The organism is Sporomusaceae bacterium, from assembly GCA_031460455.1.
Classification (GTDB): Bacteria; Bacillota; Negativicutes; order Sporomusales; family UBA7701; genus Anaeroselena.
In genome coordinates, this window is sequence record JAVKTQ010000001.1 from 562482 (window position 1) to 585557 (window position 23076).

Sequence of the window (23076 nt, forward strand, 5' to 3'; positions counted from 1 at the left end):
TGTAACACCTCCGGGTTTAGTGTGCCCGGAGGATTTTCATTTAGGCGGAAAGGAAAGTGAGACTCAGTTCAGGCACTGGACGTTCTCGATGCGGAAGATGGCTTCGTCGACGACTCTTTTAACCAAGTCTTCCCGCTTGTAGAATTTGTCGGCGTCGCTGACGACGAAGCTGTCGGCGTGAAGAATCCGGCCGTTGCGGACGTCGATGATACGGATGCGAACGCTGAGCCTGTCGATGTAGTAGGGGGCGTCTTTATGGAAGACATATTCGACGTCTTGACGGAAGTGAGCGGCGAGAATGTAGTCGTACCCGTATTTCTGTCCGAAATCGATCACGGCCGCTTTGTCGCGGCTTGCCAACGGACCGGCTTCGCCGAAATGAGCTTTTTCGTCGGCAAGGAGCCGGCCGGTGTCGGCGATCCGGTATTTTTCGCGGTCCACGAGGCTGAATACGGCTTTCTCGGCGTCTTCGCGGGCGCGATCAAGGTTGCTCCAGAAGTCGACGGCGACGAGCGGTTTGCCGGATCCGGCCGAGTCGGCAGCGAGGACGGGCGCGGAAAGGAACAGCAGACAGGCGAGGATGGCAATGCACAGACATCTTGGCATAGCAGCACCTCCCGAAATGTTGTCGATAAAGTGATTTTCGCGGCCCACTGAGGAGAATCCTCCCAGTGCGTCGCATGACCCGACAGAGTGACCACGGCGCAGATGCGGAGATGGCGAAAGAGCCGAAGACCAGACGGTTTTCGGCTCTTTCGCTGTGAATATGGGGAAGAATTGTCTGAGGGAACAACGCCGCAGATGGGTGCTTATGGACGGCCGGGAATACGATAGGCCGGAGGCCGTTCAGAAGTGCCCAGATGCAAGGCGCACCGGAGGCTGACACCGGAAGCGTACACGGGACGTACGCTGAGGATGGCAGCCGAGGAGCAACGCCGCAGATGGGCGCTGCTGGACGGCCGGGGATAGGGATCAAGGGAAGACTCCGCGGAGTTTTTTTGCTTTTACCACCCTCTCCAGCGCCACCATATAGGCGGCCATGCGGAGGGGAACGCCGGAGGCTTCATGGACGCGCCAGACTTCGTCGAAGGATCTTTTCATGACTTTTTCGAGGTTGTTGTTGATGTAGTCTTCGTCCCACATGAAGGATTCCTGGTTCTGGACCCATTCGAAGTAGGAGACGATGACGCCGCCGGCGTTGGCGAGGATGTCGGGGATGACGACGACGCCTTTGGCTTTGAGGATTTCGTCCGCTTCTTTTGTGGTGGGGCCGTTGGCGCCTTCGACGATGATGCGGGCGCGGACGGCGGCAGCGTTGTCTTTGTTGATCTGGTTTTCGAGCGCCGCGGGGAAGAGGATGTCGACGTCGAGGGCGAGAAGCTCGGCGTTAGAGATGACTTTGAGGCCGGGTTCGCTGTAGCCGACGATGGAGCGGTTGTTCTTTTCGGCGTAGGCCATGGCGGCGCGGATGTCGATGCCGTCTTCTTTGTAGAGGGCGGTATGGGCGTCGCTGATGGCGGCGATGGTGAAGCCTTTCTCCTGCATGAGCTGGGCGCCGATGCTGCCGACGTTGCCGAAGCCCTGGACGGCGACGGTCATGCCCTGGGGGCTGCGGGCAAGTTTTTCGAGGAGGTTGAGGAGGGAGAACATGACGCCGCGGCCGGTGGCTTCCTTCCGGCCGAGCGAGCCGCCGATTTCGAGGGGTTTGCCGGTGACGACGGCCGGCACGGCGTAGCCTTTGAACATGCTGAAGGTGTCCATTATCCAGGCCATGACGTTGGCGTCGGTGTTGACGTCGGGGGCGGGAACGTCTTTTTCGGGGCCGATGATGGGCAGGATCATGGCGGTGTAGCGGCGGGTGAGCCTGCGCAGTTCGTCCTGGGAGAGTTTGGCGGGGTCGAGCCTGACGCCGCCTTTGGCGCCGCCGTAGGGGATGTTGACGACCGCGCATTTCCAGGTCATCCAGGCGGCGAGGGCTTTGACTTCGTCGAGGTCGGCCGAGGGGTGAAAACGTATTCCCCCTTTGCAGGGGCCGCGGGTGCTGCTGTGCTGGACGCGGTAGCCTTCGAATACTTCGGTGTGGCCGTCGTCCATGACGACAGGCACGGAGACGATGAGTTCGCGCTCGGGGGTGCGCAGGGTGACATAGTCGTTTTTGGTGAGACCGAGCTTTTGGGCGGCTTCGTCCAATACGTCGAGCATGTTTTGGTAGGGGTTGTAGGTGCCGGCCATAATTTTGCCTCCTATCGATTCTTTTTTTACGTTTTTGAGTATTACGCTCTAATTATTTCCGTGCGCGGTTTTTTTCATCATCAGGCGTTTTGGGGCATTGTATACATTATACATTATCCAATTTCTTTGTACTTTGGGGGAATTCCTGCCGGGCTGCGTGTTTTTTTGTGTAGGTTCGCGAGGGTGCGGCAGACATTAAAAAACCCGTGCGCATAGCAGCACGGGTTATGGTCATACGGCGGCGTCGGCGGCGGTGATGAGCTTGACGCCCAGGAGGCCCATGACGGCGCCGGCGGTGCGGTCGATGGCGGCTTTGGCGCGGGTGTAGACCGCCCGCGGCCCGTCCGCGGACAGGACGAGGGCGACGATGCTGTACCAGCATATCTCGATGAGGAAGACGGCGAGCGCGAGGAGGAGAATGAAGAGGAAGCTGGGGCTGGGAGGCAGCAGGGCGGTGAAGATGCTGCCGTAGAAGATGGCGGTCTTGGGGTTGCCGAGCTGGATGGCGGCGGCCATGGCGAAGGCCCGTCGCCAGTTCTGCTGACCCGCGGCGTCGGCCGGCAGGTCGGCGAGGGGTTTGGCGGCGCCGCGCCACATCTGGACGGCGATGTAGACGAGATAGGCGCCGCCGCCGAGCTTGACGAGGCTGTAAAGCCAGGGGAAGCTGGCGAAAACGGCTTTGAGGCCGAGGAGGGCGAGGACGGCGTAGACAAGGCCGCCGATTCCCATGCCGGCGGCGGCGGCGAGGCCGCTGCGGCGGGAAGCGGCCATGGAGGTGCGGGCGACGAACAGGAAGCTGGGGCCGGGGCTCATAGCGCCGATGGTGACGGCGATGAGGATGCCGGCGAAGGCGAGCAGTGTTTCCATGGTATCACCTTCCGGGATATTTCGCTTTATGGTTTCAGTATAGTGCGTCTGCGGGGTTTGTCAATCGCCGTGAATCGTGGCGACTTATTGCCGGAACCAGAATTCGGGCGAGGTTGGCGGCGGCGGCGAGCCAGTCATCGCCGCCGGGGAGGATGAAGGCGGCTTGCCAATCGGCGAAGCCTTCGTTCCTCCTGGCGATTATTACAGGAAGAAGCTTCGCTTTTGTGGCACTATTTTCCTGCTGACATGGTACGATTCACGGCAGCAACTTTATGTTAATTACGTTTGTTATTGTAATTATTGTAATTATTGCGTGTGGGTTGGGGAGAGGATGGGGATGTCCAGGGCGTTGGCGGGCATGCGCGGGAAGGATGCCGTCCTAAGAAAATGATGACCTTTGTCCTATACGTTTATTTCGTAACAAGATTTATAATCAGGGTAAGTACTAAGAAATGGCTGAGCGATCTGAAAAGATCAATGATGTATAAGGAGGAAGGAAAATGTTGAAAAAGGCGCTCACGTTACTGTTGATTTTCGTATTTGTTGTCAGTTGCGCGCTGATCGTCCAGACCGATAACGCTTTAGCCAGTGGTGGCGGTGGCGGCGGCGGCGGTGGCGGCGGCGGCGGCGGCGGCGGCGGTGGCGGCGGCGGCGGCGGTGGCGACGGCGGTGGCAGCGGCGGCAGCGGCGGCGACGGTGGCAGCGGCAGCGGCAGTGGCAGCGGCAGTAACGATAGCAGCGGCAAGGGTAGCCAGAGCCAAAGCCAGAGCCAGAGCCAAAGCCAGAGTAAGGGTAAAGGCCAGAATCAGAACCAGAACCAGAATCAGAATCAGAATCAGAATCAAAATCAAAACCAGAATCAGAATCAGAACCAGAATCAGAACCAGAATCAGAACCAGAATCAGAACCAGAACCAGAACCCGAATCAGAATCAGAACCCGAATCAGAATCAGAATCAGAATCAGAATCAGAATCAGAACCAGAACCAGAACCAGAACCAGAACCAGAATCAGAACCAGAATCAGAACCAGAATCAGAACCAGAACCAGAACCAGAATCAGAACCAGAACCAGAACCAGAACCAGAACCAGAACCAGAACCAGAACCAGAACCAGAACCAGCATCAGCATAATTGACCCTTGCGCAAGCGGACAGGCGCTCCCCGGCAATATAATCCGGGGAGTGTTTTTTGTCCAAAGGGGGCGGAGCGGGAGGATTTTGCGGCGGCGGGCAGAAGTACGAGAAGAATAACTGAGGCACGGAGGAGATATTATGTTCGGACGAACGAAGCCGGTATTGCTAGCGATGGCGCTTGTGCTGAGTTTTCTGGTTATGCCGGTCGAGGCGGCCACGGCGACCCTGACGGAGGATGCCGAGCTGCACCCGGTGAACTGGGCGACCGGAACGGTGAAGTTCAAGAAGGATACCCAGGCGGTTACGAACGAGTACGGCGAGGCGGTCAGCGGGGTGCTGGCGAAGGATACGGCCCTCCGCCCGGCCGGCTGGCAGCGGGTGATGTTCGATTATACGATGGAGAACGGCTACACCAGTGTGGCGTCGTCGTCGTCGAGCGGCGGGTATAGCTACGGCGGCGGCTCGTACAGATACGCGGTGCCGGGGGAAAAGCTCCTGCACTTCAAGGGCGGGCAGACGGTGACTTTCAACGCCCAGGGCGAGGTTGTCGCCGGCACGCTGGATAAACCGGCGCACATCAGGCTGGTGGACGACAAGCAGGGCTTTGTGAGCTACCGGGAGGATACGGCGCTGTCTTTCCATGCCAACGGGGTTGTGGCGGCGGGGACGCTGCACGCGGATACATGGCTGCGGCCGGCGGGCTGGCAGGAGATACTGGCGGCCAATGGCGGCGCGGGGTTCCTGAAGTTCAAGAAGGGTACGGCGATCAGCTTCACGGAGAGCGGGCTTGTGACGGCCGGGACGCTGGCGGCGGAGGCCAAGCTGAAGGCGGAGGGCCAGTATGTAAAGATTTACCCCGCGGGGACGGCGGTGAAGTTCACCGCGAAGGGCGAGCTGGCGCCGTGAGGCAAGCCGTAGGGAGGGATAGCGATAAACAAGGTCAATCTGGCGGAGAAGTTCGGGCTGTTTGCGGAGTACTGGAGCCCGAAGATCGTGGGCGAGCTGAACGACAGCCACATCAAGCTGGCCAAGCTCAAGGGGGAGTTCGACTGGCACCACCACGCCGGTGAGGATGAGCTTTTCCTGGTGGTGAAGGGCCGCCTGTTGATAAGGTTCCGCGACCGCGACGTTTATCTCGACGCAGGGGAGTTCATCGTCATCCCCAAGGGGGTGGACCATCTGCCGGTGGCTGCCGAGGAGGTGCAGGTGGTGCTGATCGAGCCGAAAGGGACGCTGAATACGGGCAATGTGGTGACGGAGAAGACCAAGACGACGCTGGACCGGCTTTAGGCCAGGGCCAATTCCCAGGGGATTGTTTGCGCGAATATGAATGTATGGGAGCAGATGATGTTATATTACATGGCTATCGGCCTTACGGTGGTTTCGAATGTTCTTTATCACGTGTTTCTGAAGGTTACGCCGACGACGGTCAATCCGCTCCTGTCGCTGATCGTGACTTATCTGACGGCGGCGGCGGCGACGACGGTTATTTATTTCGTTTATCCGGACAAGGCGTCGCTTACGGCCGGGCTGAAGGAGCTGAACTGGGCAAGCTACGCACTGGGCGTGGCGATCGTGGGCCTGGAGGTGGGGTTTATGCTGGCGTACCGCGCGGGCTGGAATATCACGCTGGCTGGTCTGGTTTCGAGCACGACGGTGTCGCTGCTGCTTATCCCGGTTGGGCTGCTGCTGTTCCGGGAGTCGCTGTCGGCGGTGAACGCGCTGGGGATCGCGCTGTGCCTGGCGGGGCTGATACTGGTGAATTATAAGGGCTAGATTTATTGAGGATGTACGAAGCCCGTATCCGGGAGGATACGGGCTTTTTGGCGCGTAATGCTTTTTACTCCCCGGCGCTGAAGTGGACCTTGTTGCGGCCGCCGTCTTTGGCGAGGTATAACGCTTTATCGGCGCGGCGGTAGAGGTCGTGGACGGTTTTGTCGTCCGGCAGGGCCTGGGCGACGCCGATGCTGACGGTGAAACGCAGGTTGGGGGTTGCCGTTTGTTCGAAGATGTGGCCGCACTGCTTGCGAAGGCGCTCGGCGATGGCCGCGGCTTTCTCGCCTTCGGTGCGCGGCAGGAGCAGGGCGAATTCTTCGCCGCCGGTGCGGCCGAAGCTGTCCCGTTCGCGGATGCTGCCGAGGACGAGGGCGCAGAAGGTTTTGAGCGCTTCGTCGCCGGCGTCGTGGCCGAAGGTGTCGTTGATGGCTTTGAAGTGGTCGATGTCGATGACGAATATGGCCAGGGGCGAACCGCTCAGGGCGTGGACGGCGAATTCTTCTTCGGCGCGCCGGAAGAAGCCGCGGCGGTTGAGGGCGCCGGTGAGTTCGTCGCGGTTGGCGAGCTCGGCGAGTTTGTCGCGCGTGACCGCGTCCTGGTAGCGGCCGAGGAATTCCTGGCGGCGCGACGTGTAGTAGAGCGCGGAGAAGTAAAGACCGATGACGTTGACGATGAGGAAGGATATGACGAAGATGAGGTAGGGGGCGAGCTGATCGACTTTTTTGATGAGGAAGAATATGGCGAAGTGGCCGGCAGTGTAGAGGAGCGCCGGGATGACGCGGTTCCAGAATGTGCCGGGGACAACGACGTACATGCTCATGACGATGAGGATGTCGACGGTGAAGTAGTTGATATAGGTGGGCGGGCGGGTGAAGGCCTGGAGGTATAGGACGCAGGCGGCGGCGACAAGCCACATGAAAAGGGTCAGCCGGTCATACTCCGCCGGGCTGATGGAGCGGCAGAGACGGATAACGTAGTAGCTGACGAACAGGAGGAGCACCCCCCTGATGATGAGCGCCTGGAGGAGCAGGGGGCCAACGCCGAGAACGACGAAGTCGACCGAGACGAAAAACAGGTTGATGGCTAACCAGAACGCGGCCATCAGCTTAGCGACAAAGGTGTCGCTGTGCAGGTAGCGCGTCCTGTAGGCGTACTCGAGGCGTTCTTCCAGGCGCGGTTCAAATCTGTTTTCGATTTTTTCGGCCAGTAGAGGCAATTTGCGATCAACTCCCGGTTAAGGGTAACAAATATGTTTTCGCCTCTTGCGACACTATTCCTTTTTACGACGCATATTTTGACATTACGGGACGTGGGGACCGGTGGAATGGAAATTGCCTGCGGCGGGGAAACTAGGGAAAACCGAAGGAGGCAAATTGATGACGCTACAGTTGACGCAGAAGGAGCAGCAGTTGCTGCAGGATCAGACGACCCACGAGAAGGTGTGCATCCAGAAGTACCGGCAGTACGCCGCGAAGGCGGGCGACGCGCAGCTTAAACAATTGTTCACGTCGTTCGCCCAGCAGGAGCAGCAGCATCTGGATACGATCAATTCGCTGCTGAACGGCCAGGCGCCGAGCATGAGCCAGCAGGGCCAGGGGCAGCAGAGCCAGCAGCAGGGTATGCAGTCGCAGGCGGGACAGGGCCAACAGGCGCAGGCGGGCGGGCAGAGCGGCGCGCAGGCCACTTCGCTGACAGGGTCGGCGCAGGCCAGCCAGGCGGACGCGATGCTGTGCAAGGACATGCTGATGACGGAGAAGTATGTTTCGGGGGCGTACGATACGGCGATTTTCGAGTTTGCGGACGCGAGCGTGCGCCAGACGCTGAACCATATCCAGAAGGAGGAGCAACAGCACGGCGAGGGTATCTATAATTACCTGAGCAGCCACGGGATGTACAGTACGCAGTGACGCAAAAACCCGGCGGTGTACCGCCGGGTTTTCTGTCGGGGCGGCGTTGGCCGGCGACAAAAAGGTTTCACAGTTTTTTCACAGTTTTCTTATGGTTTTCTTATAGTTATCCGGGCCGCGAGGTGATAAAATCTTACTATGTTCCGGGCAGGTGCGCAGTGACGCCACGCCGCGCTGCGCAGGCGCCGAGCGCACTTTGCCCAGGGTTTTGTTTCAGGAGGTGCCGTTGTTGTATCAGCTAATGCGTAAAGTCCATCTGTGGGTCGGGCTCATCCTGGCCGTGGTTTTGCTTGTCGAGGCTATGACGGGATTGATATTGGCTGAGCCGGAGTGGTTCGGCGAGGTGAAGCAGAAGCCGCCGGGCCTGGAGCGGCAGGCTGCGCCCGCTGGCGGGCAGGGACAGGCGGAGCCGGAGCGGCCGAAGAGCGCTCCCACGCTCTATGGTTTGGCGAAGGGGCTTCACCAGGGCAAGGTGGGCAGTATCGATCTTGCGTGGGTTGTCGATCTTTCCGCGGTGGGGCTGGTGGCGCTGACGCTGACGGGGGTTTATCTGGCGGTTCCCGTTCTTCGTCCGCGCGCCAGGCGGCGATAAGGTTATCCGGGAGGGCGGCGCAGGCCGCTTCGCCGCTGACAGGGTCTGCGCCGACCAGCCAGGCGGACGATGCTGTCAGTGGCTTTCCATCTTTATACCGTAAAGAACGAGCTTTTTGCGGAAGATGGTCCGCTCGACTTCGAGGGTGAGGGCGGCGCCGGCGGCCATGCCGGCAAGGTCGGGATGGCAGTAGATGTCGATGCCGCTGGCGGAGAATTCGAGGTACGGGACTGGGTCGCTGGCATCAGGTTTTCCCGGTCGCACGGACGGGCAGGGGATTTCCCTGGGACCGCATCAGCCGAAAGCGGTGGATCTTTGCTCGACGACTGCGATGACCGCGCCGCCGTTGGCCATGATGTACTCGCGGGCGGCGGGGGTGACGGAAAAATGCATGGTCTGCACCTCCTTCGGTGTTGTATTCCGGTGGCGCTGCCCGGCGGACTGTTTATGGCCGCGGCAATATAATTCAAGCCTAAGCACCCAGGTGCCTAGGCTTTTTCTGTACGCGCGAGGACAGGTTTAGGCGCCGTAGCGCTTCCAGGCTATCTGGCTGAAGGGGAGGCGGGCCAGGAGGGTGACGATGTCTTTGTCGCCGTAGTAGAGGGGCGAGCCGGTGAGGTCCTGGGCGATGAGGACGACCGGCAGGCCGGGGAAGTATCGCTGGTACGAGCCGAGGGCCCGCTCGGCCGCAGAGGTGTCCTCACTGTCGATGATACCCCGTTTTACCGCCACTACCGCATAGGTTACGTCTTTTTCTTTGATAATCGCGCCGTCGAATTCCATAATCACACACCCCACCTTTATTTCGGCTTTTGGGGCGGAGGCCGGCCAGACCGGCGTCCCCTCTCCCCCGCCCTGCTGTTTGCTCTTTTATTCCCGATAATACGGGGAAAACCCTGCAATTCTTTGCAGGGTTTTGGCTTTGAGCCATAGGTATTTTGGATGACCGGCGCATGTGGGGGAGTAACTGTATGGGCCGGCAGCGGCAGGGGCGTTTTTACGCCATTCTGGTATCATCGAGTTTGAATACGAACGGCATGGAATTAGGGCCGGGGCCGCCGCCGGTCATGACGATATCAGACATCGGCCTACCGCCGCCGGAGACGTTGTCCAGGTCGGCGTCGCTGAGGGACGCGCCGCCCGGCGGGAGGATGACCAGCAGTTCGTCGGGCTGCTGCTGCACCACTTTGAGTTTGAAGTGGCTTTTCAGCTGTGCCCCGGGGGCTATCCTGCCCAGTTCTTTTTCAACCGCCGCCGTGGGGTCGGTCAGCAGTTCGCGGCGGAAATCGTCTTCTTTGATGGCCCTGTAGACCAGCGCCGCCTGGAATTCCTGCCAGCTCGGCAGCTTGGGGGGATTTTTCTTGGTCATTGGCAGCCTCCTTGTATTTGGGGTTGTTTCCCTTAAGAGGGGGCTTCGTGCTCTATTGACATTATTCGGCAGGTGATTGCAAATACCTGTTGAACAGAGTATATAGCGAAATCCAAATACAGGAGGGAATTGGCTGTGACAAAAAAAATCCTCGGTGTTCTTCTGTTGACGTTTGTGCTCGGAACCGGCGTGTGTTTCGCGGAAGCGGAAATTCCCAATCTTGTCGGCACATGGACAACGCAATCGGAAGCGGCTCTGTTGAGCAAAGCGGGCGGAACGGGCGAATGGACCCACCATAGCCAGGAGTTCAGCACTCTTTCCGCAGAGCTTGTCGTCACCAAGCAGCAGGGCAGAGTGATTTACGCCACCTTCACGTCAAAGATGGCTTCCGAGCAGATGGCCGGCGTGATCGGCTGGGACAACAAGACGCTCTATTTAGTCGACCAGGATGGCTTCACGGATGCGACGATCGTCAGCAAGGACAAAATCACCTGCATCTACCGGCATGTGGGCGAAAAAGACGCGGTGGCGGCAGTGGGCGTGTGGACGCGGAAGAAATAGCCGGTCAGGCTGATAAGGGAATACTGAGGGGGCTGGCTTTTCGCCGGCCCCCTCTTTTTGATTTAGCGCTTATTTTTGTTTTTGGCGGTCCGCATGAGCTGCTTCATTTCGCTGCGGCTGCCGAACATTCTTTTGATTTTTTCCTGCTCGAGCTGGCGGGAGTTGAGGCCTTCGTAGCCGATTTCCCTGCTGAGCTTTTCGTAGCTCAGGAAGCGCTCCTCGGGCAGCGAGCCGTCTTCGATGGCGCGCCGCACTTCGCAGCCCGGCTCGCCTCTGTGGGAGCAGTCTTTGTACCTGCACCCCGCGGCCAGCGCCGCGATGTCGGCGAAGGATTTGGCGAGGTCGCCGCCGTCGAGCTGGAGCTCGCGCATGCCGGGGGTGTCGATGACGATGCCGCCGCCGGGCAGCGGCAGGAGCTGGCGGTGGGTGGTGGTGTGCCGGCCGTGGCCGTCGGCGGCGCGGATTTCCCTGGTGACGAGGCGCTCGTGCCCGAGCAGGCGGTTGATGAGCGTGGATTTGCCGACGCCGGACGAGCCGATGAAGGCGATGGTCTTGCCCTCTGCGATATAGGGGAGGATTTCCCGGTAGCCGCCGCCCCCTATGCCGGAGCAGACGACGACATCGGCGCCGACGCTGACGGCGGCGACTTCGGCGAGCCGCGCGGCCAGGTCGTCACACAGGTCGGCCTTTGTGAGGACGATGACCGGGGTGGCCATGCTGTCGAGGGCGACGGTGAGGTAGCGCTCCAGGCGGCGCAGGTTAAAGTCGGCGTTGAGGGCCATGCAGATGAAGACGGTGTCGAGGTTGGCGGCGATCAGCTGCGTGGCGGCGGCCGTGCCCGCGGCTTTGCGGGCGAGCAGGCTGCTGCGCGTGAGGATATGGTGGATGATCGCGGTACCGGCGCTGTCGTCCGCCCGGTCGGTCATGACCCAGTCGCCGACCGCCGGGAAATCGGCGCCATCGGCCGCATTATGCGCCAGCTTGCCGGCAACGGCGGCGGCGTATTCGCCGTGCTCGCCGATGACTTTATAGAGGTCGCGGTGCTGCTCAGCGACCCTGGCGATATGCAGGCCCTCGTACATGGTGGCTTCCTGGCTGAAGCGCGGGCTTAAGCCATAGTGTGCTAAATTTATATTTTTCATTTCTGCCTCCAAAAATCGTATTCGCGCTTTTGGAGGGAAAATAGGCTTTAGTTCGTCCGTTTTCCCCCCGCGACGAACACAAGCTCCGAATTCAGTATTTTAGACATAGTAAATGCCCCCTTTCACCAGGTATCATAGACCGGATACGGCCGGTTGTCAAGGTTTGCCGGGCGGATAATGGGAATTTTTAGGGGCCGGCTTGCGCCGGCCCCCTCTCCCCTGCCCTGCCGCACTGCCAGCTAAAGAGCCCAGGCATTTGAATGCCTGGGCTCTTGGCGTGTGCCGACCATGGCGGCGGGGGGGGGTTATGCGAACAAATAACATGTCATTGATATTGACCCTAAGGTACATGAGTCATTATAAACCTCTAGCCTGTCAGCGATGTTTGCCGCACCCAGAATATAAAGAAGCGGGTAAAAGTGTTCGGGGGTGGTAAAGGCCAGTTCGGCGGATTCTCCCGCCGATTTATAATTTATTACATCCTGGTACTGCCTGGCGATTATCTTTTCCTTGATGTAGCGGTCAAACCCGTTTGCCCACGGTTGCCCGCCTTCCATGCCCCAGGTTATCCGGGCGAGGTTGTGGACGACATTGCCGCTGGCGAAGATTAATACCCCTTTTTCACGCAGGCCGGCGATTTCCCGCCCGATCTGAAAATGGGTTTCCGCACTGGCGTTACGGTCCACGCTAAGCTGGCAGACGGGTATGTCCGCTTCGGGGTACATTTTGTGAAGCACGGACCAGGCGCCGTGGTCGATTCCCCAGGTATTGTCGATTTGCCCGCCGCCACTGATCAGGCCCTTGGTCAAATGGGCCAGTTCGGGCGCGCCGGGGGCGCTGTAAGCCACACGGTAAAGCTCGTCCGGGAAGCCGTAAAAGTCATAAATTGTCTTGGGCTTCGCCGCATCCGCAATTCTGCTGCCGGCGGTGTACCAATGGGCCGATATGGCCAAAATAGCTTCCGGCCGGGGGATTTTACGGGCGATTTCTTCCCACCCGCCGGTGAAAGCGTTGTCTTCGACGGCGTTCATCGGCGAGCCGTGCCCGACGAATAGCGCCGGCATTGTGGGGGGATAAGCCATGGTCGATTACCTGCCTATTTAGTCTTTCCCCAACCATTTGCGGTCAAGGCTGTATTTTCCTGCTCCTACTGCCATGAGGACAAGCATGAACAGGGCGTCTTCGGTCGCGGGGGCGGCGGCGAAAAGGCCTTTCATCGTGAACATGACCGCCGCGCCGACTACGAGGGTGGCGAAGATCATGAACGCGCCCAGACGGGTGAAGAGGCCCAAACCGATGAGGATTCCGCCCAGGAATTCGGATACGGCGGCGATAAAGCCCAGGAAGACCGGCATGGTCGTAATGCCCAGGACTTTGAGCAGCGAGCCCACTTCCAGCCATTTCTCCGGGCCGCCGAAGAGCTTCGGCCCGCCGTGGACGACGACGAACATGAAGCACAGCCCCAACCGGGCGAACAAAAGCGCCTCGTCCTGATATTTTTTAAGACCGTTCATAAGCAGATTGTTCATAACAATTCCTCCGTTTTTGTTGATTATCGTGTTATGCGGCAAGTATGGGTATTGATAATTTCTTTCAATTACATTATATAGCAATAATTATTATTAGGAAAGATATTTTTTTAAATTATTTTACTACGCTGACAAGAAAAACCGCCCATAAATGCCTGTTCGGACATTTAAGGCGGCTTGTCGTAATGCAGAAAACGGTATTTGAGGGGGCCGGCTTCACGCCGGCCCCCTCTCCCCTGCCATGGTTAGTTATTGTAATTGTGTGAATCAATAGAACCGTCCCCACGATGCGACCCTATACACTTAACAGAGCGACATATCAACATCGTGTTTGCTACTTGTCTACATTTATAACTACCTTGGAGTATAAAAAATCGTTTATTATCATCTTTACTTCAATTTCGTTACCAAATCTATAGCCTGTATAGGAATATTTGGATTGCTGAACGTCTACCCAATCAAGAATCAAAACTTGCGCTTTATATTTCTCTTTTGCTTCGTTATTACTGACCAAATCAAATTCTAAAACCATTATTCTATCGTATACCCTACTCCCTACTTCCGGATATAACTCTCCATTAAGAATATAAGGTTGACAAAATTCATCTAATTCTTGATTAGTCATATCGGGAAGAAATGAATAATCTACATTTATGTCTTTAATACAGTACCCTTCAGAAATCTCGTAGACAGCATGTCCAATTGCCAATTTAAATAAAATTCTCGAGATTCTCTTTTCAAATTGATTTATTCTATCAGCCTCTACCGCGTTATCAATTTCATTGCTTATTTTTGTATTATTATTTATTCTTGTTATTATCTCCATCGAAGGAATATACCCTTTATCGTAGTATTTAATTTTTAATTTCTCAACTAGTATAGACAAAAACAATTCATCTTTTGAAAAGGAATTGTTACAAGTAGAACAAGCAGGTACGATTGCAAGATTCTCGGGGTATGGTCTTTCTAAAAATACTTTTGAAGGTATATGCTCTCGCGAATCAGCCTTTGTCCCGCAATAAATACACTCAGAATACGATTCTTTATCGTATACTATTTTATGGCGTAATCTGCTATCACCATAAAATTCTATAAATTTCATTCAATCCTCTCCACCCAGTTAAACAATTATCGCATTTCCAGTTTTACTGGAATATGTACTTCTTTCAGCTTAAATCCGTCTGCAGCATACTTTATTACGATATTAAAATCCCTCCCCCTTAATCCAATGCCAGCAAAATATAATATTGGTAATGTTACTGGTAAGCCTGGATATACTATCGTGTTTTCTGGACTCCATCTAAATCCATAATAACCTTGCCCATGTGCGTGGAGTACCGCTTTCCATCCAACGAATTGGTTTTCAGTAAAATAAGCACCTTCGAATTCTATTTGAACAAGAGGATATTTGGCTGATACTTGTCCGCTATTTTTGATTCTAATCGTGAACTCCGTTAAAGGTCGAGAAAGCAAAACGCGATTGGTTTTTGAGTCTATTGGCAAATAGAAGTAATCTCTGTCTCTAAGATATTGAGAAATTCCCATAGATAAATCTGGTCTTAAGATGGCATAATCATATGCCCTTTTTGCCACATATGCCGCAACCACAGCAAACAAAAGACTCAAAAAAGAAATAATATTTGAAAAATCCATAAGGTACGTATTAAATTGACGCACCGGCGCAAAATTAAGAAGTGCAGTAATTAGGACTATGATACAGGTATAATCAAGAAACTTGCCAATCAACTAATTCATACCTCATTTCATTATATCTAAATAGACAAAGCCTAAACGCACTCACGCGCTTAGGCTTTGTCTTGTATACGTCGGCGCGAATAACAATCTTGTCCGTCGTACTTATCGTATCTACTTTGTGCTGCCGGGGCCGTTCAGAAGTGCCCAGATGCAAGGCGCACCGGAGGGTGACACCGGAAGCGTACTCGGGTGTACGCTGAGGATGGCAGCCGAGGAGCAACGCCGCAGATGGGTGCTGCTGGGCGGGCCCCCTATAAGAGCGGGACGATCAGGCGAAAAGCTTGTCCCCTGTATCAAGCTCTTCCCAAAGAACAGCTTGTCCCGCGAGCAGTGAGCGAGGCACGTCAATGAGCCTTTGATTGGCTGACCCTCGAAACGCAAGACTTATATCCCTCTGCCCGGCCATGTATTTGCCGTCGACCAGTATATCGCTGGCGGCGAGGAGGTCGCGGATGTTTTTGTCGCGGGCGGCCATGGCGTAGAGCTGTTCGAAGGTGTAGCCGCTGTAGGTGACGAGGCCGAGGCCGAGGGCTCTGACCTGGCGGGCGAGCTGGGCTAAAGGGGCGGCCTGGAGGTAGGGCTCGCCGCCGGAGAAGGTGACGCCGCGGATGAGTTTGGCTTTTTTGATGCGTTCGAAGATTTCGGCGAGGTCGACGAGGTCGCCGCCTTCCCGGTCGTGGGTTTGGGGGTTGTGGCAGCCGGGACAGGCGTGTTCGCAGCCCTGGGCGAAGAGGACGAAGCGGATGCCGGGGCCGTCGACGACGCTTTCGGGACTGTAGCCTGCGAGACGGATTTTCATATACGGATACCTTCTTATGGTTGGATTTTATGGATGATGCGGTGTTTGAGCTCGGAGACTTTGGCGTCGTTGAAGCGGTCGACGGTGCTGAGGTAGCCGGTGATGCGGCGGACGCGGCGGATGGAGGTGGTGCCGCAGGAGGGGCAGGCGTCGGTGTCGATGACGCCGAGGCGGCCGCAGGAGTCGCAGAAGTCGATGGGGAAGTTGATGGCGGCCATGCCGAGGTCGCAGGCTTTCATGTGGCGGATAATGTCTTCGATGGCGCCGAGGTTGTTGACGGGCGGGGCGTCGAATTCGACGTAGCTGATGTGCCCGGCGTTGGTGTATTTGTGGTATACGCCTTCAAGGCGCATTTTGTCGTAGGCGCTGATGGGGAAGCTGACGGGGATGTGGAAGGAGTTGGTGTAGTAGTCTTTGTCGGTGACGCCGGGGATGATGCCGTATTCTTTGCGGTCGATGCCGAGGAAGCGGCCGGAGAGGCCTTCGGCGGGGGTGGCGAGGAGGGTGTAGTTGAGGTCGTAGCGGTCGGAGGCTTTGTCGACCTGGTTGCGGAGGAAGGCGACGATTTCTTCGCCGAGGGCCTGGGCTTCGTCGCTCTGGCCGTGGTGGCTGCCGGTGAGGGCGATGAGGGTTTCGGCGAGGCCGATGAAGCCGATGGAGAGGGTGCCGTGTTTGATGACGTCTTCTATGTAGTCGCAGGCCCGGAGTTTTTCGGAGTCGAGGTAGAGGCCCTGGCCCATGAGGAAGGGCATGTCCTTGACTTTGAGGCCGGCCTGGACGCGGTAGCGGTGGTGGAGCTGGTCGGCGGTGAGTTCGACGATTTCGGCGAGGCTTTGGTAGAATTTCATGAGGTTGCGCTCGGCTTTGATGGCGAGACGCGGGAGGTTGATGGAGGTGAAGCTGAGGTTGCCGCGGCCGTCGGTGACGGCGTCGCCGTGCCGGTTGGCCATGACGCGGGTGCGGCAGCCCATGTAGGCGACTTGGTCGCCGAAGGGGGCGTTGAAGGAGGAGTCCATGAAGCTGAAGGTGGGGTTGAGGCGTTTGGCGGCGACGCGGATGGCGAGTTTGAGGAGGTCGTAGTTGGGGTCGCCGGGGTTTAGGTTGACGCCTTCTTTGACGCGGAAGATGATGTTGGGGAAGATGGGGTTTTCGCCGCGGCCGAGGCCTTTTTCGAAGGCGAGGAGGATGTTTTTGGCGACGAGGCGGCCGGCGGGGCTGGTTTCGGTGCCGATGTTGAGGCTGGAGAAGGGGACTTGGGCGCCGGCGCGGCTGTGCATGGAGTTGAGGTTGTATATGAGGGCTTCCATGGCCTGGAAGATTTCTTCTTCGTCGGCTTTTTCCATGAAGGGGGCCATGTCGCGGTCGAAGAAGGCGAAGGATTGGCCGCCGTGCATGTCGTTCTGGGAGCTCTGGAGGATGATGGCGGCGAGGGCGGTGGCCGACGCCGGCCTTTTCGGCGGGCGGATGAAGCCGTGGCCGTTGTTGAAGCCGTTGGTGAGGAGCTTGCCTAAGGGTATCTGGACGCAGGTGAGGGTTTTGCCGTAGAAGTCGAGGTCGTGGATGTGGATGTCGCCGCGTTTGTGGGCGACAGACATGTTTTCGGGGATGAGGCGGTTGAGGTAGTAGGCTTTGCTGGCGGCGCTGGCGATCTGGAGCATTTTGGCGGAGGGGGAGTTGGAGACGTTGGCGTTTTCGCGGTTGGTTTCGACGAGGATTTCGGCGACGGCGTCCATGAGGTCGGATTTGGCGTCGCGGATGCGGGTGCGCTGGTTGCGGTAGATTATGTAGGCTTTGGCGGTGCGGGCGTGGCCTTTTTCGATGAGTACTTTTTCGACGGCGTCCTGGACGTCTTCGACGCCGAAGAGGCCGCCGTTGTATTTCTGTTTGAGGTATCTGAGGACGTCGAGGGTGAGTTCGATGGCCATTGCTTTGTCGGCGCCGCCTACGGCTTTGGCGGCTTTGAAGATGGCCTCGGTGATTTTTGCTTCGTCGAATTGGACTTCACGGCCGTCACGTTTCAGGATTTTTACGAACATTTGTCCTTCACCTCATTTAGTTGTGGCTTTTCACCGACTGCGTTTTCATTAGCGTTTCTAGTTCTTGCATGAAGTTGTTGATGTCGGCGAACTGCCGGTAGACCGAGGCGAATCTTACATAGGCCACCTGGTCGATGTCTTTGATGTGCCGCATTACGGTCTCGCCGATGTGGCGGGAGGATACTTCCCGCTCCATAAGGTTGCGCAGTTCTTTTTCGACTTTGTCGACGACGTTTTCGACGACGCTGAGGGGGATGGGACGCTTTTCGCAGGCCCGGAGGATGCCGTTCAGGAGTTTAGTGCGGTCGAAGAGTTCGCGCCGGCCGTCTTTTTTGATGACCATGAGGGGCGATTCTTCGACGACCTCGTAGGTGGTAAAGCGACGCATGCATTGCAGGCATTCGCGCCGCCGCCTGATGGAGCTGCCTTCCTCGGCGGCCCGCGAGTCGATCACTTTGCTTTCACCATAACTGCAGAACGGGCAACGCATGGGCTTGTCCCTCCTACTTCCGTTTGTTTCCGGGGTGTGGTAAAATAGGGCCCGGGCCGCTTGAGGCGGATCCGGAGGCTAAAAGAGGACTACTATATTTAGTAGGTCCTAGTAATTATTACGCCACATATTGTGTAAATCCTGCTAGCTGAAGAAATTTCTACACAATATTTGAATATTTTACAAATTAAAATTTCGACAAAAATCCGCTGACTTCCTGGCATGGCCGGCGGTCTTATTTTTTTTCCGGACGCCGGCCGGAGATGATTCGACAAGAATCGTGGCGCTGGCGGACGGGGCTTTGTTACATAAGAAGGGAATTTGCGGGGAATGGCCGGAGGTGGGTGCGAATATGATGGAGGTTAGTTTTGAGGAGTGCCGCAGGAAGGTTGCCGTCCAGGGGATGGAGTTTTATAATTGAAGGTAGATGTGTAAAAGTATTGGGGGGATTGTTTTGAAAGCGCTTTGCGACATCGGATTGATCGGTCTTGCCGTGATGGGCGAAAATCTTGTTCTGAATATGGCTGGCAAGGGTTTTCAGGTTGCTGTCTTTAACAGGACGACAGCGCGGGTGGATGAATTCGTGAAAGGCGCTGCGGCAGGGTTTCCCGTGAAGGGAACATATTCCCTGGCTGAATTCGCCGCGTCACTGTCGAGGCCACGGCGGGTCATGCTGATGGTCAAGGCCGGCAAACCGGTTGATGACATGATCGAGCAAGTGCTCCCGTTCCTGGAAACGGGCGACATCATCATCGATGGCGGGAATTCCTTCTTCCAGGATACGCGGCGGCGCTATAATTCTCTGAAAGACAAGGGGTTCCGGTTTATCGGCATGGGGGTGTCGGGCGGGGAAGAAGGCGCTCTGCGCGGACCTAGTCTGATGCCGGGCGGCGACCAGGCAGCCTATGATGAAATCGCGCCGATGTTCACGAAGGTGGCGGCGCAGGTCGCTGACGGCCCGTGCTGCTCCCATGTGGGACCCGACGGGGCGGGGCATTACGTGAAGATGGTACATAACGGCATCGAATATTCCGATATGCAGCTCATCGCCGAGGCTTATAACATCCTGCGGGTGGCAGGCGGTCTTTCGGCAAGCGAACTACATGAGGTATTCGCCAGTTGGAACTCTGGACCCCTCGATTCCTATCTGATTGAAATCACGCGTGACATCTTCGCAGTCACGGACCCGGAGACCGGACGTCCGCTGGTGGAGATGATTCTGGACAAGGCCGGACAAAAGGGGACAGGCAAGTGGACGTCGCAGAACGCCCTGGACCTTGGAGTTCCGACGCCAGCCATCACGGAAGCCGTCTTTGCCAGATGCATGTCGGCCGTCAAGGAAGAGCGCGTAAAAGCGTCGGCCATGCTGGCCGGACCGCAGGGCAAATGGGAAGGCGACAGGGAAGAGTTGATCCGGTCGGTGCATGATGCCCTGTATGCTTCGAAGATCTGTTCATATGCGCAGGGTTTTGCGCTGCTCAGGGCCGCCGGGGAAGAATACGGATGGCCGCTGCGGTTCGGTGAAATCGCCCTGCTCTGGCGCGGCGGCTGTATCATCCGCGCCCGTTTCCTGGATAAGATCCGCGATGCGTTTGCGAAAGAGCCCAACCTTCCGAACCTCATGCTGGATCCTTTCTTCACGGAAGTCCTTGCCAGGGCGCAGACACCCTGGCGGTCAGTGCTGAAGACCTGCCGCGACCTGGGGATTCCCACGCCGGCCTTCAATGCATCACTCGACTATTATGACTCTTACCGGCAGGCGGTGCTGCCTGCCAACCTCATCCAGGCGCAGCGCGATTATTTCGGGGCGCACACCTATGAACGCGTGGACCGTCCCGGTGCGTTCCACACCGAATGGATAGCCAAATAGCCAAAACATAACGCTTGAGGAGGAAAAATGATGAGTACTGGATTGAATATCCGCCCGCAGGGAGCTCTGGATTTTTTGTCGCTGGGCGCTCTGGTTCACCGCCTTGACACAGGGATCGTGCCGTTCCGCAAGGCGACCGGATGCCAGATTCATGTCAGCGGTGGAGAGTTCAATTGCTCTGCCAATCTTGCCAATTGTTTCGGCCTGAAAACCGGTGTGGCGACAGCCATGGTGAATTATCCCATCGGGGAAATGATCGCCGAGCGGGTCAGGGCGATGGGCGTCAAGCCGTATTATAAGCATTTCAAGCACAATGGCGTCAACGGTCCCAACATGGCGACGGTATACAGCGACCGCGGCCAGGGCGTGAGGCCGCCGGTGGTCTTTTACAATCGCGCGAATGAAGCCGGTGCTTTGTTGAAGCCGGGGGATTTCGACTGGAAGGGCATCTTTGCCGAAGGGGTACGGTGGTTTCACAGCGGCGGAATCTATGCGGCGCTGTCTGAAACCACCGCCGAACTGATTATCGAGGGGATGCAGGCGGCAAAGGCCGCAGGTGCGGTTGTGTCGTTCGACCTGAATTACCGGGCCAAGCTCTGGAACATTGTCGGCGGGGAAGAACGGGCGGTGGCCGTGTTGGACCGGGTCCTGAAAAATGTGGACGTGCTTGTGGGCAATGAGGAAGATCTTCAGAAAGGGCTCGGCATTCCCGGCCCCGAAGTGGCTGCAAAATCAAAACTCGACCCCAGTGCCTTTTTCGGCATGATTGACGATGTCATCAAAAAGCATCCACAGATAAAGGTGGTTGCCACCACCCTGCGCGAAGTCCATTCCACCAACAGGCACAGCTGGAGTGCCGTGGCTTGGGTCAATGGCAAAACTTATATCGCACCCACGGCTGAACTGGATGTTTATGACCGGGTCGGCGGCGGGGACGGATTTGCTTCCGGCTTCTTCTATGGGCTGTTGACCGGTGAATCGCCGGAAGAATCCCTGAAGCTTGGCTGGGCGCACGGCGCTCTCCTGACGACTTTCCCGGGGGATACCACCATGGCGAGCCTGGAGGAAGTCCGGGCATTTGCCAAGGGCGGCTCGGCGCGCATCCAGCGGTAAGGCTTCCTGGCGCTTTGGCTTTCTCAACAAGTTCGAGCAAGGCCCTGCTGTCCATCGGGACAGCAGGGCCTTGCTTTGCTCCGGGCAGGAAATAATATAGGCTATTATTCTCATTGCCGCCGGTTGTTCCTTGTGGGCGAGAAGTTTTTTTAACGGGGAAAAGGGAAAAGCGGCTTTCGCCGCTTGTCAATGCACTAGCTGACATTTTATTTCTCGAGGTGCTTAAGATCAGCAAATTGGGGACTCTCCACCAATATGCAGTCGACGCCGATTTTGCTGATTTTGTCCCAGGGGATGACGATGTCTTCGTTGCGGCCGAACAGGCCGAGGAAGCGGCCGGGGCCGGGGACGACGATGGCGGTGAGACGGCCGCTTTCGATGTCGATTTCGATGTCGGTGATGGCTCCGAGCCGTTTGCCGTCGATGACGTTTACGACTTCCTTTATTTTGAGGTCGCTGGTTTTGATCATGGTGCCCCCTCCGCCCTTCCCTGCTTGTTTCGCTAACAGTATATGATGGACAAGGGGAAAGTGTTCCAGGGAATTTTATTAAAGTTTTTTAATGCGCACCAATGCTTGATTTTACAGGATTGTTGATTATTGGCGCTCATCAAAAATCATCGGTTTTTAACCATGACTGTCCCAAAAACTGTCCCAATTTTACTTACCCAAAGAAGCAACTACTTCCTGCGTTCTCTATCTTCATTCAAGTTGCTTAACGTGTCCAGCAGCCTGCCAAATTAAATCCATAGCCGGTTGTAGTATCTCCTTTATGCCTGATGTCCTATTTGCTATATATTCCGGAAGAATCGCCGTTTGCCTGTCAAACAAACGAGGCGCAAAAAAGTGATATCCTCTGGGAACCTCAATTTCATATCCTTTTAAGCCCAAAATAGTAACGGCAATAAATACTTCATCACTAAGATCAAGTTCATCGTAATTTTTAAAAATACTCTCAAATGTCTTTACTACGCCCCTTGTAGGATATCCTAATTGAGCTATTAGTTTTCCGTTTTCTTCTCGCGCACGACTTATTACGTTTACCATTTCAACGATACCATTTCGAAAGTATTGACAGTATGCTTCAGTTCTGCCTGTATCCGGTCGGCAATATTTGGCAAAGACACCATCAGCATTTGGTAAAATTTCGGAATTGACAGGATAATCCAGAATGTCTTCTAGCTTATCATGACCATAACGCGGCGTATCTACAATTTGCCTTATTACATCATTTTTTGGCTCCACAGCAAACGCATCTGTTGGAATAACGTGAAAAATTATGATAGGTCCACATCTACCAGGTAGTGGAGACTCTTCACCTAAAACCCATGCAATACGCTCTTGTCTGAAGGCCCGAATCCTTGGGGCAAGGCCCTCCCTTTCTAGAATCATCTCTTTTATTTGCATAATATCAGTCCTATCAGTCAACCCATTCATTCTTAGATAAACCCTGTATTCCTGGTCTTTTATAACCATATGCGGCGCTAGCCAGCTACGTGGAACTCCAATAGCCAGAATATATTTTCCATTCGGCCCATTTACCTCAATCGTTTTTATCTGTATACCTGGCGTCCTCGGCTGAAGTCCCGAATTTAACACATTTTGTAGTTGAAGTTTAAACTTATCTGGATCGTTTATATCAAAGCCGACGATTCTTGTAGGGGCACCCGCAGATTCCTCAATGCCGTAAATAATATGTCCGCCGTTGGCGTTTGCAAGTCCAGAAACGTCCTTACAAAATTCTTTTTTTTCAGAATCCAGCCCAATACTTAACGTTTGTTTATAATCGATGAAGCGGTCTTCGTTAACACCGTTATCAATTAATGCCTGGACCTTGTCTAGAAGGTACTGATCATCTATGCGTTCAACTTTTTCGGGCAAGTACAACAATATCCCCTGCCTTTG

Annotated in this window: 26 protein-coding genes; 9 read left to right on the top strand and 17 right to left on the bottom strand. The window is 56.0% G+C overall.

Annotated elements, in window-relative coordinates; genetic code table 11:
- Positions 1-63 precede the first annotated feature (63 nt).
- The 3 genes from RIN56_03005 to RIN56_03015 all read right to left on the bottom strand — a co-directional run bounded on the left by RIN56_03005 (position 64) and on the right by RIN56_03015 (position 3099).
- Positions 64-606, bottom strand: coding sequence for a hypothetical protein (locus RIN56_03005; protein ID MDR7865756.1), 543 nt, complete (start codon positions 604-606; stop codon positions 64-66).
- A 366-nt stretch (positions 607-972) separates the two neighbouring features.
- Positions 973-2232: a Glu/Leu/Phe/Val dehydrogenase gene (locus RIN56_03010; GenBank protein ID MDR7865757.1), complete on the bottom strand. Its 1260-nt coding sequence runs from the start codon at positions 2230-2232 to the stop codon at positions 973-975.
- Positions 2233-2463: 231 nt separating this feature from the next.
- On the bottom strand, positions 2464-3099 hold the full coding sequence (locus RIN56_03015) for a LysE family transporter (GenBank protein ID MDR7865758.1): 636 nt from the start codon (positions 3097-3099) through the stop codon (positions 2464-2466).
- A 500-nt stretch (positions 3100-3599) separates the two neighbouring features.
- Here RIN56_03015 and RIN56_03020 point away from each other — a divergent pair, with 500 nt between their 5' ends.
- From RIN56_03020 to RIN56_03035, 4 genes are all read left to right on the top strand, one after another.
- The gene (locus RIN56_03020; protein MDR7865759.1) at positions 3600-4235 is read left to right on the top strand and encodes a hypothetical protein; all 636 of its coding nucleotides are present in this window, start codon (positions 3600-3602) and stop codon (positions 4233-4235) included.
- A gap of 136 nt (positions 4236-4371) precedes the next feature.
- On the top strand, positions 4372-5139 hold the full coding sequence (locus RIN56_03025) for a hypothetical protein (GenBank protein MDR7865760.1): 768 nt from the start codon (positions 4372-4374) through the stop codon (positions 5137-5139).
- An 87-nt stretch (positions 5140-5226) separates the two neighbouring features.
- A complete protein-coding gene (locus RIN56_03030) occupies positions 5227-5523 on the top strand; it encodes a cupin domain-containing protein (GenBank protein MDR7865761.1) in 297 nt (98 codons plus the stop codon).
- A 54-nt stretch (positions 5524-5577) separates the two neighbouring features.
- Complete coding sequence (locus RIN56_03035; GenBank protein ID MDR7865762.1) at positions 5578-6009, top strand: hypothetical protein; 432 nt, start codon at positions 5578-5580, stop codon at positions 6007-6009.
- 64 nt (positions 6010-6073) lie between these two features.
- On the opposite strand, the gene RIN56_03040 is transcribed toward RIN56_03035, so the two are convergent.
- Positions 6074-7225, bottom strand: a complete 1152-nt coding sequence (locus RIN56_03040; protein ID MDR7865763.1) for a GGDEF domain-containing protein — start codon at positions 7223-7225, stop codon at positions 6074-6076.
- A gap of 160 nt (positions 7226-7385) precedes the next feature.
- Here RIN56_03040 and RIN56_03045 point away from each other — a divergent pair, with 160 nt between their 5' ends.
- Both RIN56_03045 and RIN56_03050 read left to right on the top strand, forming a co-directional pair.
- Complete coding sequence (locus tag RIN56_03045) at positions 7386-7916, top strand: spore coat protein (GenBank protein ID MDR7865764.1); 531 nt, start codon at positions 7386-7388, stop codon at positions 7914-7916.
- Positions 7917-8145: 229 nt separating this feature from the next.
- Positions 8146-8508, top strand: coding sequence for a PepSY domain-containing protein (locus RIN56_03050; GenBank protein MDR7865765.1), 363 nt, complete (start codon positions 8146-8148; stop codon positions 8506-8508).
- 75 nt (positions 8509-8583) lie between these two features.
- Here the strand turns inward: RIN56_03050 and RIN56_03055 are convergent, their stop codons facing one another.
- From RIN56_03055 to RIN56_03065, 3 genes are all read right to left on the bottom strand, one after another.
- Complete coding sequence (locus RIN56_03055; protein ID MDR7865766.1) at positions 8584-8772, bottom strand: hypothetical protein; 189 nt, start codon at positions 8770-8772, stop codon at positions 8584-8586.
- A 255-nt stretch (positions 8773-9027) separates the two neighbouring features.
- Positions 9028-9291 (bottom strand): hypothetical protein, encoded by a 264-nt coding sequence (locus tag RIN56_03060; GenBank protein MDR7865767.1) that lies wholly within the window; start codon positions 9289-9291, stop codon positions 9028-9030.
- Between the two features lie 214 nt (positions 9292-9505).
- Entirely contained in the window at positions 9506-9877 is a 372-nt protein-coding gene (locus tag RIN56_03065) for a hypothetical protein (GenBank protein MDR7865768.1), read from the bottom strand.
- A 135-nt stretch (positions 9878-10012) separates the two neighbouring features.
- Between RIN56_03065 and RIN56_03070 the strand changes: the two genes are divergently transcribed.
- Entirely contained in the window at positions 10013-10438 is a 426-nt protein-coding gene (locus RIN56_03070; protein MDR7865769.1) for a hypothetical protein, read from the top strand.
- Positions 10439-10500: 62 nt separating this feature from the next.
- Here the strand turns inward: RIN56_03070 and rsgA are convergent, their stop codons facing one another.
- The 8 genes from rsgA to nrdR form a co-directional block, all read right to left on the bottom strand.
- Complete coding sequence (gene rsgA, locus RIN56_03075) at positions 10501-11580, bottom strand: ribosome small subunit-dependent GTPase A (protein MDR7865770.1); 1080 nt, start codon at positions 11578-11580, stop codon at positions 10501-10503.
- A gap of 305 nt (positions 11581-11885) precedes the next feature.
- On the bottom strand, positions 11886-12644 hold the full coding sequence (gene ygiD, locus RIN56_03080; protein MDR7865771.1) for a 4,5-DOPA dioxygenase extradiol: 759 nt from the start codon (positions 12642-12644) through the stop codon (positions 11886-11888).
- A gap of 36 nt (positions 12645-12680) precedes the next feature.
- On the bottom strand, positions 12681-13109 hold the full coding sequence (locus RIN56_03085) for a DoxX family protein (protein ID MDR7865772.1): 429 nt from the start codon (positions 13107-13109) through the stop codon (positions 12681-12683).
- A gap of 334 nt (positions 13110-13443) precedes the next feature.
- Positions 13444-14211: a hypothetical protein gene (locus RIN56_03090; protein ID MDR7865773.1), complete on the bottom strand. Its 768-nt coding sequence runs from the start codon at positions 14209-14211 to the stop codon at positions 13444-13446.
- 26 nt (positions 14212-14237) lie between these two features.
- Positions 14238-14762 carry a hypothetical protein gene (locus RIN56_03095; protein ID MDR7865774.1) on the bottom strand — a complete coding sequence of 175 codons (525 nt, stop codon included), beginning with the start codon at positions 14760-14762 and terminating at the stop codon, positions 14238-14240.
- A 370-nt stretch (positions 14763-15132) separates the two neighbouring features.
- A complete protein-coding gene (gene nrdG, locus RIN56_03100) occupies positions 15133-15663 on the bottom strand; it encodes an anaerobic ribonucleoside-triphosphate reductase activating protein (protein ID MDR7865775.1) in 531 nt (176 codons plus the stop codon).
- Positions 15664-15677: 14 nt separating this feature from the next.
- Positions 15678-17699 (bottom strand): anaerobic ribonucleoside-triphosphate reductase, encoded by a 2022-nt coding sequence (gene nrdD / locus RIN56_03105; protein MDR7865776.1) that lies wholly within the window; start codon positions 17697-17699, stop codon positions 15678-15680.
- 16 nt (positions 17700-17715) lie between these two features.
- Positions 17716-18189, bottom strand: a complete 474-nt coding sequence (gene nrdR / locus RIN56_03110) for a transcriptional regulator NrdR (GenBank protein MDR7865777.1) — start codon at positions 18187-18189, stop codon at positions 17716-17718.
- A gap of 454 nt (positions 18190-18643) precedes the next feature.
- Between nrdR and gnd the strand changes: the two genes are divergently transcribed.
- Both gnd and RIN56_03120 read left to right on the top strand, forming a co-directional pair.
- Positions 18644-20059 (top strand): decarboxylating NADP(+)-dependent phosphogluconate dehydrogenase, encoded by a 1416-nt coding sequence (gnd, locus tag RIN56_03115; protein MDR7865778.1) that lies wholly within the window; start codon positions 18644-18646, stop codon positions 20057-20059.
- A gap of 30 nt (positions 20060-20089) precedes the next feature.
- The gene (locus RIN56_03120) at positions 20090-21172 is read left to right on the top strand and encodes a sugar kinase (protein ID MDR7865779.1); all 1083 of its coding nucleotides are present in this window, start codon (positions 20090-20092) and stop codon (positions 21170-21172) included.
- 206 nt (positions 21173-21378) lie between these two features.
- Here the strand turns inward: RIN56_03120 and RIN56_03125 are convergent, their stop codons facing one another.
- Positions 21379-21642: a YlmC/YmxH family sporulation protein gene (locus RIN56_03125; protein ID MDR7865780.1), complete on the bottom strand. Its 264-nt coding sequence runs from the start codon at positions 21640-21642 to the stop codon at positions 21379-21381.
- 231 nt (positions 21643-21873) lie between these two features.
- Positions 21874-23058, bottom strand: coding sequence for an ATP-binding protein (locus RIN56_03130; protein ID MDR7865781.1), 1185 nt, complete (start codon positions 23056-23058; stop codon positions 21874-21876).
- Between the last annotated feature and the right edge of the window lie 18 nt (positions 23059-23076).